The sequence below is a fragment of the Methylobacterium sp. CCH5-D2 genome, from assembly GCF_001556475.1.
GTDB lineage: Bacteria > Pseudomonadota > Alphaproteobacteria > Rhizobiales > Beijerinckiaceae > Methylobacterium > Methylobacterium hispanicum.
Window position 1 is genome coordinate 1 of sequence record NZ_LSIX01000840.1, and the last position, 9,843, is coordinate 9,843.

9 protein-coding genes are annotated in these 9,843 nt (G+C 71.8%); 4 read left to right on the forward strand and 5 right to left on the reverse strand.

Annotated features, from left to right (window positions below; all coding sequences use genetic code 11):
• On the reverse strand, positions 1–885 hold an 885-nt coding region (locus tag AX737_RS37145), incomplete at its 3' end, for a molecular chaperone DnaJ (protein ID WP_066922361.1).
• A gap of 371 nt (positions 886–1,256) precedes the next feature.
• On the reverse strand, positions 1,257–4,148 hold the full coding sequence (locus AX737_RS37140; RefSeq protein ID WP_066922359.1) for a phosphoenolpyruvate carboxylase: 2,892 nt from the start codon (positions 4,146–4,148) through the stop codon (positions 1,257–1,259).
• A 229-nt stretch (positions 4,149–4,377) separates the two neighbouring features.
• Here AX737_RS37140 and AX737_RS37135 point away from each other — a divergent pair, with 229 nt between their 5' ends.
• From AX737_RS37135 to AX737_RS37125, 3 genes are all read left to right on the forward strand, one after another.
• Entirely contained in the window at positions 4,378–4,617 is a 240-nt protein-coding gene (locus AX737_RS37135; protein WP_066922357.1) for a hypothetical protein, read from the forward strand.
• Between the two features lie 16 nt (positions 4,618–4,633).
• Positions 4,634–5,425: a hypothetical protein gene (locus AX737_RS37130; protein WP_066922355.1), complete on the forward strand. Its 792-nt coding sequence runs from the start codon at positions 4,634–4,636 to the stop codon at positions 5,423–5,425.
• An 82-nt stretch (positions 5,426–5,507) separates the two neighbouring features.
• A complete protein-coding gene (locus AX737_RS37125) occupies positions 5,508–5,945 on the forward strand; it encodes a cupin domain-containing protein (RefSeq protein WP_066922353.1) in 438 nt (145 codons plus the stop codon).
• 38 nt (positions 5,946–5,983) lie between these two features.
• On the opposite strand, the gene phbB is transcribed toward AX737_RS37125, so the two are convergent.
• On the reverse strand, positions 5,984–6,712 hold the full coding sequence (gene phbB / locus AX737_RS37120; RefSeq protein WP_066922351.1) for an acetoacetyl-CoA reductase: 729 nt from the start codon (positions 6,710–6,712) through the stop codon (positions 5,984–5,986).
• Positions 6,713–6,890: 178 nt separating this feature from the next.
• Complete coding sequence (locus AX737_RS37115) at positions 6,891–8,075, reverse strand: acetyl-CoA C-acetyltransferase (RefSeq protein ID WP_066922349.1); 1,185 nt, start codon at positions 8,073–8,075, stop codon at positions 6,891–6,893.
• Between the two features lie 279 nt (positions 8,076–8,354).
• Here AX737_RS37115 and phaR point away from each other — a divergent pair, with 279 nt between their 5' ends.
• A complete protein-coding gene (phaR, locus tag AX737_RS37110; protein WP_066922347.1) occupies positions 8,355–8,978 on the forward strand; it encodes a polyhydroxyalkanoate synthesis repressor PhaR in 624 nt (207 codons plus the stop codon).
• Positions 8,979–9,684: 706 nt separating this feature from the next.
• On the opposite strand, the gene rpmF is transcribed toward phaR, so the two are convergent.
• Positions 9,685–9,843: 50S ribosomal protein L32 (gene rpmF, locus AX737_RS37105; protein WP_245293442.1), on the reverse strand; the 159-nt coding region annotated here is incomplete at its 5' end.

The following is a 9,843-nucleotide window of genomic DNA, read 5'->3' on the forward strand; positions in this document are numbered from 1 at the left end:
CGAGCCGTCGATCACCGGCACGGTGATCTCGCCGGCGAGCGCCGCCGTCACCATCGAGATCGGCACGCGGCAGAACAGGTCCGCCCCGTCGCGCTGGAAGAAGTCGTGCGGCTTGATCGAGAGGAAGACGTAGAGGTCGCCCGCCGGCCCCCCGCGCAGGCCGCTCTCACCCTCGCCGGCCAGCCGAATGCGCAGCCCGTCATCGACGCCCGCCGGCACGTTGATCGAGAGGGTGCGCTCGCGGTTGACCCGGCCGGCCCCCGCGCACGACGCGCACGGGTCGTCCACGATCTCGCCGCGGCCGTGGCAGTTCGGGCAGGTCCGCTCGATGGCGAAGAACCCTTGCGCTGCCCGCACCCGGCCGTAGCCGCCGCAGGTCGAGCAGGTGCGCGGCTTCGAGCCGGGCTTGGCGCCCGAGCCCGCGCAGGTCTCGCAGGTGATCGAGGTCGGGATGCGGATGGTCTCGGTCTTGCCGAGGAAGGCCTCCTCCAGGCTGATCTCGAGGTTGTAGCGCAGGTCCGCCCCGCGCTCGCGGCCCGGCGCGCCGCCGCGCCCGCGGGCCTGCCCGCCGCCCCTTCCGTCGCCGAAGAAGTTGTCGAAGATGTCCGACATGAAGTCGCCGAACTCGTTGCCGAATCCGGGGCCGCCCGCGCCGCCCTGACTGAACGCGGCGTGGCCGAAGCGGTCGTAGGCCGCGCGCTTCTGGCCATCGGAGAGGCACTGGTAGGCCTCGTTCAGCTCCTTGAACTTGATCTCGGCTTCCTTGTCCCCCGGGTTGCGGTCCGGGTGGTAGGTCATCGCGAGCTTGCGGAAGGCCGTCTTCATCTGGCCGTCCGTGGCCGTCCGCTCGACGCCCAAGATCTCGTAATAGTCCCGCTTCGACATCCCTGTCCTCAAGGTCCCTCGCGCCCCACGCCACGGGGACGGGCGGCCAGCCGGTTCATGGTCGATCAGGCCGGATCGACTCTGCCCGCGCTTCCGCGACGCCGCGCGGGCCGAGCGGCATATGGGGATGCCGGTTCCCGGCCGCATCCTTGCGGCCGCGTTATCACGCCGGACCGGTTCCCGGCCAGAAGGCAGATGCGCCCGCATCGGTACTGGATTCCAAAGGTCGAGACCTTTGGCGGGTGCAGGCAAGGTTCTGGATCTTGGCCCTGCATTTGGCTTCCCCGTCCCGGCAGAGCCGGGGCGGAGAAGCCAAGCCCGGGGCACTGCCCCGGGACCCCGCCCAAGGGACTCGTCCCTCGGGGATCCCCCTACCCGAAGGCGCCGACCTCGTGCTGGATCATGCCGGAGATCTCGCGCACCTGCGCGAACATGCGTCGGATCGGGTCGAACAGGCCGGTATGCTCGGCCTCGTAGGTGCCGACATCGCGCGGGCCGGCCGGCTCGCCGAAATTCAGCCCCAGCGTCGGGTCTGGCGTGACGGGGAAGATCTCGTCGAGGAGCGCGATGCAGGCGTCGATGTCGAGGCGCAGGAAGCGCTCCAGCAACTGCTCGCGGCTCACCCCCGCCTGCGGGCGGAAGCTCGGGATGTGCACGGCCGTGAACCAGATCCGGTGGATCAGCGCGAGGCGCAGGGCGTGCAGCAGGGTGAGGCGCACCGACATCTTCCTGAGGTCGGGTGCGGCCGCCTGCAACCCGAGCCAGTCGCAGGTGAGCCGCCCGAACAGACGGCGTAACGACGGCGCGAGGTCGAGCCGCTCCAGGCTGCGCGCGACCGTGATCAATTCCTCGCGGCGCCCGTCCTTCTGCGTGCGGCGCGCCCGCTCCAGCCAGACGGCCGGGTCGAGCGTGTCGATGTAGGCGCGCAGCACGTCGAGGTCGCCGACGCTCGCGGCGTGCTGGGCCAGCCGGAAGGCGCGCGAGAAGCGCACCGAGTCGCGCCGCATCTCGCTGAAGATGTCCGGCGCCCGCTCGGCCGCCCGGCCGAGGCCGTGGAGCGCGTTGGCAAGGTAGCCCAGCTGCTGCAGGATCGCGTTGTTGGGGATCGCCCGCATCTGGCGCGGGTGGGTGATCAGCGCCGGGCCGCCGCCGTCGCTCTGGCGCGCCACGGGCCGGGAGCCGGTGCGGTCGATCAGGCCCGGGCCGAAGGTGCCGAGCAGCGCGGCGTAGCCCGGATCCTCGACCAGCGTTTCCATCTCCTGGCGCACCGCCGTGAAGAATTCGAGCGCGAAGTCGGTCTCGGCGTAGACGGGGTCGCGGGCGGCGTCCGGCCCGGCCTTGGGCTCGGCGAGCGCGTAGTCCGCGAAGGCGTCGTCCTCGGCGAGGTCGAGGGCGTAGACGTGCTCGGCGACCCGCGCGACGCTGGCCTCGGCGAGCGCGGGGGAACCGAACAGCAGGTAGCCGTCCGTGCCCTGGAAGCTCGATTCGAGGCGCACCCGGATGCCCGCGGCCCGGTTCTTGGCCCGCGCGTCCTCCGGGGCGAGGTAGGCAAGGCGGTCGCGCAGCGAGGTCGGGTGGGCGCCGCGCCCGATCGATTCGCCGTGCGTGTCGAAGATCGCGAGCTCGATGTCGGCGAGCCCGTTCTGCACCATCAGCTCGGTGATGCGCAGGCGCAGGCGCTCGATCCAGAAGGTGGCGGCGAGTTGCCCGACGTAGCGGCCGGAATCCGAGTAGCCGAACTGCACGGTGAGGCGGCCGATGCGCTTGAGATACTGGCGCCAGTGCGGGTTGCGCAGCGCGTCGTCGAGCACGCGGATCCCCTGCTCCAGCGCCTCGGCGGTCTCGAAGAGGGGCGTGATCTCCAGCCTGTCCGCGATGCCGTAGTGCCGGGCGAGCCAGAGGGCGGCGAGCAGGGTGTAGCCGGTCTCGGTCTCGGCGATGAGGAAGCGCACCGGATGGGTGCCGTCCACGTGCTTGAGGATCTGGGCGATCGTCATCATCAGCCGCGCCGCCGAAGCGCGCTCGGCCGCGAGCGCCCCGAAATCCACCGCGACCGGCGCCACGTCGTTCAGGAGCGCGTGGATCGTGGCGAGGTGCGAGCGGCGCTGGGCGGGGTCTGCCGGCTCGCCCTCGACGTCGGTGACGCGGCGCACCGCGTTGTGGATCTGGCTGGCGTTGAGCCGGAAATGCGGCAGCGCGTTCGAGAGGCCGTGGGTCGCCACGCCCGCGCGCAGCACCGCGATCGCCCGCCGGTCCGCCTCGTCCTCGGCGGCGGACATCGCGGCCGCGAGGCCGGCGAGGAGCGCCCCCGCATCGGTCTGGGCGCGGTCGCGCTCGATGATCACCGCGAGGGCGAAGCGGTGTACCGCCTCGAGGGAGGGCTTCTCGCCGAGCCGGGGTGCCACCGTGAGCTGACGGTTGACGGCGCTGAGCGCGCTCTCGGCGAGGCTCCGCACCACCTGCGTGGCGGGGATCCGCGGCAGCTGGCGCAGCACGCGGTCGAACTGCATCCGCTTCGATTCGAGGCGGTAGCGCAGCGTGTCCCACCAGCCGATATCGGTGCGCCCGTCGGTGTCGCAGCCGACCCAGCTCGCCACCGCGAGCGGGCGTGGCACCAGCTCGGTCCAGCGGTCGGGCCAGCGGCGACGGGCGGCGTCGATGAGCGCGCCGTTGAAGCCGTCGAGCGCGGCGCGGGCGTGGTTGGCGGCCACGCAGGCCTGATCGAACTCGTCGTCGAGGCTGATCTTCGGGTCGGGCCGGGTCGAGAGCGCGGCGGCCTCCGCGATCAGCGGCTCGCGCGCGGCCGGGTCGGCGAGGCTGGCGCTCCGGGCGAGGAGGGCCGCCACCGCGCGGGGCATGCCGAAGGTGGGGTGTGCGGTGAACACGATCGCGAAGGCGGTGCGGCCGACACGCTCGCGGAACGTCTCGAAATCGCCCGCGCGCTGCGGCACGGCGGCGACGAGACGGTTCGGCACGGCGGCGTCCGCGTCCGCCCTCGCGTCCTGTGGCCCGTTGAGTCCGACATAGGCCCGCAGGCGTCCGGCCCGGTCGGCCAGCGCCTGGGCGCGCAGGCGCACGAACAGGGCGTCGAGGTCGTCGCCGTCGATCTCGCCCCGGTCGAAGCGGCGGGTGATCGCCAGCGTCACGGCGAGCACGGGATTGCGGAACGGGTCCTCCGCGGCCTGCTCGCGGGAGGCCTCGATCAGGCCGCGCAGATGGGTCTCAAGCTCCTCGGGGCTTCGGCTCCGCTCGGTCTCGCGCATCGATCGGTCCTGGCTCCCTGTCGTTCGGTTCTATCCGGCGCGGCATCCGCGGGACCCCGTTCGGCTCCCCGGTGCAAGCTCCGTTCCGCTTCGTCGGCGGTCCCGCCTGATCGCGCGGCGCGGAGGCATGCGCAAGAGGCGACAGCAGGAGGCGGGACAGGGGCGCGGCGAGAGAGTGCGCGGTGAGACAGGTGCAAGAGGCGTGCGGTTCGGGTAACGGTTCGTCCGCATGGAACTCCTCCTGATCCTGGGCGCCGTGCTCGCCTGCACGGTGGTGGGCGTGATCGCGGTGCGCATGGCGGCCCAGAGCCGGCGCCCGCCCCTGCGGCTCGACAACGAACTCGACGAGCGCGACGAGGATCTGGTCACGCGGGTCGGGCCGTCGCGCAGTCCCATTGACCGCTCCGCGGAGGTGCTCGACGTCGAGCCGATCCCGCCCGCCTCCGGCCGCTCCGGCGAGAAGGCTTGAGCCCGTGGTGAGCCCGATGCGCACGCTCCCCCTCCTTCTCGCCGCCGCGCTGGTGCTCGGTCTGCCGGCCGGAACCCGCGCGCAGGAGGCGCCGGCCGCCGACGCGGCGGCCGCCCCGAAGCCGGCCCGTCCGAAGCCTCCGAAGCCGGCACCGAAGCCAAAGGCCAAGGCCGAGACGGCGCCCGCCGCACCGGCGCCCGAGGCGCGGCCCGCCGAGCCCCTGCGCGCTCCGGCTCCGGCCATCGACCGCGCGCCCCTCGACGCGACCTTCGCGGCGCCGCCGACCATCGCCTGCGGCTCGCAGGCGGCGCGCTTCGAGGGCGAGAAGGGCTTCGAGGTGTTCGTGACCCGGGTCGGGCGGGCGCAGGTCGAGAACCCGCTGCGCCCCCTCACGCCGGAGACGACCGAGGTGCTGCAGGTGGCGATCGGCGGCAAGCTGGCGACCGCCTACGGGCCCGACCTCTCCGCCCTCCGGCGCGGCGGTCCACCGGGCGCGATCGAGGCGCAGCTCGGGACCGCCATCCGCTGGCGGGAGACGCTGCCGCCGCTGCCCGACCCGCTGAGCATCGTCTCCGAGGACGGCCGCCCCCTCGCGCGCCTCGGCTTCCGGGAATGCACCGCGGCGCCCGCCGTGAAGGCGCCTCCGCCGGTCGCGGCCCGCAAGGAGGCGAAGCCGGCGCGCGCGGCCAAGACCCGGGAGGCCGCTCCGAAGCTCGAGGGCGAAGCGGTGCCCGCCCGAGGCCAGGCGAAGGCCGCGCCCAGGGTGCCGCCCGGTTTCAGCCTGCCGCAGGGCGCGATCGGCGAGTGAGTGCGGCGACGCACCGAGATTTCACGGGAAAACCCCCGGGCGGCGCGCGGTCGCCCCGCGAGATGCAAGGAAATCGCAACGCATGAACCCGGCGATGACGGCCGCGCAGGTGATCGCTGCCCTGGGGCTCGCGCCCCATCCCGAGGGCGGCCATTACCGCGAGACCTTCCGCGACCCCAGCGCGGTCGCGGGCCGCTCGGTCGGCACGGCGATCTACTACCTGCTCGACGTGGGTGAGGTCTCGGCCTGGCACCGGGTCGATGCCGCCGAGATCTGGCACTGGTACGCGGGCGCGCCGCTGGTGCTCACGGTCAGCCCGAACGGGCACGACGCGGCGGCCCACCATCTCGGGCCCGACCTCACCCGCAACCAGCGCCCGCAGCACGTGGTCCCGGCCGGCCACTGGCAGACCGCGACGAGTCTCGGAGCCTGGACGCTCGTCGGCTGCACCGTCGCGCCGGGCTTCGACTTCGCGGGCTTCGAGATGGCGCCGCCGGACTGGCGGCCGACGCCGCGCTGACGGCCCGGCGCCGGGGCGCCGGACCCGCATCTACCGGATCAGACGAAGTGCTGGCCGCCGTTGATGGTCAGCGTCGAGCCGTTGACGAAGCCGGCCTCGTCGCTGGCGAGGTACTCGACCGCGTGGGCGATCTCGTCGGCCTCGCCGAGGCGGCCGGTTGGGATCGTGGAGATGATCTTGTTGCGGATATCTTCCGGCACCGCCATCACCATCTCGGTGGCGATGTAGCCCGGGGCAATCACGTTCACGGTGATGCCCTTCGAGGCGCTCTCCTGTGCCAGCGCCTTGGCGAAGCCGATCACGCCGGCCTTGGCGGCCGAGTAGTTGGTCTGGCCGGCCTGGCCCTTCTGGCCGTTGATCGACGAGATGATGATGATGCGGCCGAAGTTGCGCGAGCGCATGCCGTCGATCAGCGGGCGGGTGCAGGTGAACATCGAGTCGAGGTTGGTGCGGATCACCGCCTGCCACTTCTCGAAGGTCATCTTGTGGAAGGCACCGTCGCGGGTGATGCCGGCGTTGTTGACCAGGACCTCGACGGGTCCGAGTTCGGCTTCGATCGCCTTGATGCCGGCCTCGCAGCTGGCGAGGTCGCCCACGTCGAACTTGAAGACCGGGATGCCGGTTTCGGCCTTGAAGGCGTTGGCGGCCTCGTCGTTGCCGCCGTAATTGGCGGCGACCCGGTAGCCCTTGTCCTTCAGCCGCTTCGAGATCGCCGCGCCGATGCCGCGGGTGCCGCCGGTGACGAGGGCGACGCGTCCTTGAGCCATGGTTTCCTCCGGATGTTCTTGTTGGGATTGCCGCTCAACCGGGGGCGGCGTGCCCCCGCGCGATGGGCGCATCTTGCCCATCGCGCGCGGACCGCGCACCGAATTTATTCTTGAGAACCGGTTGAAAGCGTTTCAGCGCGGGGCGGCTTGTCCCGCCCCCGCCGGGAACCGTGGGCGATCAGGGCCGCTCGAGGCACATGGCGACGCCCATGCCGCCGCCGATGCAGAGGGTGGCCAGCCCCTTCTTGGCGTCGCGCCGCTTCATCTCGTGCAGCAGGGTCACGAGGACGCGCGCGCCCGAGGCGCCGATCGGGTGGCCGATGGCGATGGCGCCGCCGTTGACGTTCACCTTGGCGTCGTCCCAGCCCATGTCCTTGTTCACCGCGAGCGCCTGGGCGGCGAAGGCCTCGTTGGCCTCGATCAGGTCGAGGTCGGAGGGCTTCCAGCCGGCCTTGTCGAGGGCCTTGCGCGAGGCCGGGATCGGGCCGGTGCCCATCACCTTCGGATCCACGCCCGCGGTCGCCCACGACTTGATCTTGGCGAGCGGTGTGAGGCCGCGCCGCTCGGCCTCGGAGGCCGACATCAGCACGATCGCCGCCGCGCCGTCGTTGAGGCCCGAGGCGTTGGCGGCCGTGACCGTGCCGTCCTTCGAGAAGGCGGGCTTGAGCTTGGCCATCGCCTCGACGGTCGCGCCGTCGCGGATGTACTCGTCGGTGTCCACGACCGTGTCGCCCTTCCGGCCCGGCACCGTGACGGGGGCGATCTCCTCCTTGAAGCGGCCCTCCTTGCGGGCGGCCTCGGCCTTGTTCTGCGAGCGGGTCGCGAACTGGTCCTGCTGCTCGCGGGTGAGCTGGAAGGCCTGGGCCACGTTCTCGGCGGTCGTGCCCATGTGGTAGCCGTTGAAGGCGTCCCAGAGCCCGTCCTTGATCATGGTGTCGACGAGCTTGACGTCGCCCATCTTCTGGCCGCCGCGGAGGTACTGCGCGTGGGGCGAGAGCGACATCGATTCCTGGCCGCCGGCCACGATCACCGTGGCGTCGCCGTTGGCGATCTGCTGCATGCCGATCGCGACGGTGCGCAGGCCGGAGCCGCAGACCTGGTTGAGCCCCCAGGCGGTGGCCTTCTCGGGGATGCCGGCCGCGATGGCGGCCTGACGGGCCGGGTTCTGGCCGGCGCCCGCGGTGAGCACCTGGCCGAAGATCACCTCGTCCACGTCGTCGGGCGAGACCTTGGCCCGCTCCAGCGCGGCCTGGATCGCCACCTTGCCGAGTTCGTGCGCGGGCACGCTGCCGAACGCGCCGCCGAACGAGCCCACCGGGGTGCGCGCCGCGCCGACGATGACGATCTCCTCGCTGCCTGCCATCTTGCGTTCTCCTCTGGCGGCCGGCGCGGCTTCAGACGTGTCCGCACTCGGGTCCGTTGATGGGATGAAGGGCCTGGGCACGGCGAAGTCAAGCCGCCCAAAGGGCCATCGCTGACGACCGGCGCGGGCCGGAAAGTTGGCTTTGCCGGCGCGTTATGCATGATTGTGCCGGGAAAGGTGCCGAATTGCGGTTTTCGACGCCGCATGAAAGCCTTACGTTCTGCAAGCGGTCGCATCGTGAAGCCGGCCGCACCGTCATGTTCGGGAGAGGCCGCAGAGATGGCGGACAGCGTCAAGGTCCATCAGACCGTCATCAAGAAGTACGCGAACAGGCGCCTTTATCACACCGGCACCTCGACCTACGTCACGCTCGAAGATCTCGCGACCATGGTGCAGAACGGCGAGGACTTCGTCGTCTACGACGCGCGCACCAGCGAGGACATCACGCGCTCGGTTCTGACGCAGATCATCTTCGAGCAGGAGAATAAGGCCGGGGCCGACAACCTGCTGCCGGTGGCCTTCCTGCGACAGCTGATCCGCTTCTACGGCGACAGCATGCGCACGATGGTACCGAGCTTCCTCGAGTTCTCGATGGCGAATTTCGCCCGCGACCAGGAAGGCCTGCGCGAGAAGTTCGGCACGGGCGGCTTCGGGACCGGCTTCGGCCCGGCCGCCTTCCAGAACGCGCTGGAGCAGCAGGTGCGCACCAACATGTCGTTCTTCGGGGACGCCATGAAGATGTTCACGGGCCTCAGCGCGGGCGCGACGCCGGGGGCTGCGCCGCCGGCCCCGCCGAAGCCCGCCAACCCTCCCGCGGCGGCGACGAGCAGCGGCGAGCTGGACGAGCTGAAGCGCCAGATGCTCGCGATGCAGGAGCGGCTCGAGGCGCTCGCGAAGAAGTAGGGAGGCGGGTGGCAGGCCAGCGCCCGCTGGATGAGGCTCCTCCCTCTCCACGCGTACGGGGAGGGGCCCGCGGCCACTCTGTCGTGTCTGTGGGTGGTGCGGGCGAAGCCGCAGCGGCGGTGAGGGGGGGCGACTCCGGACGAGCCTCTTCCGTCAAGGCCCCCTTGTCCGGCTGCCGCCTCGCTCCGGCGACGACAAGGTCGCCGAAGCCCTCTCCCGCACGGCGGGGAAAGGGGATCCGCCGGATCCGCCTGCATCCTGCCTGGGCGCGGCCCACGCAAAGGTTGACGAAACCTTAACGCTGGCTCAACGCTTGCACCTGTCGTGGCATGGTCGCGGAGGGTTGCGAGGCGATGTCCCGGATCGAACCAAGCCGGCGTCCCGGAACGGTACGACCCACCGGCGCGGAGCGGCGTGCCCCGGTCGAGACGGCGCGCGCGGTCGTTCCCGTGCCGGACGGCTCGTCCGCGGGACAGAACGGTTCAGGCTCTTGGGATCCGAGAAGCCCGGGCAGCGCGCGGCCGCAGGTCGGCTTCGTGGCGCAGCTCCTGGCGGGCGCGGACCCGACCTTGCTGCCGTCGCGGATGGAGCGGGCCCGGCGGGCCGCCTCGCTCTACGCGGAGGCGGCGCGGCGGGTCGCCTGATCCCCGTCGGGGATGCCCCCCGCGGGGGCCGCGATCCCGGCCGCGCCGGACGTCTTCCGGGCTCAGGCCTCGGCCGACTTGACCTTCAGGACCTGACGGCCGCGGTACATGCCGGTCTTCAGGTCGATGTGGTGCGGACGGCGCAGCTCGCCCGAATCCTTGTCCTCGACGTAGGTCGGCGCCTTGAGGGCGTCCGCCGAGCGGCGCATGCCGCGGCGGGA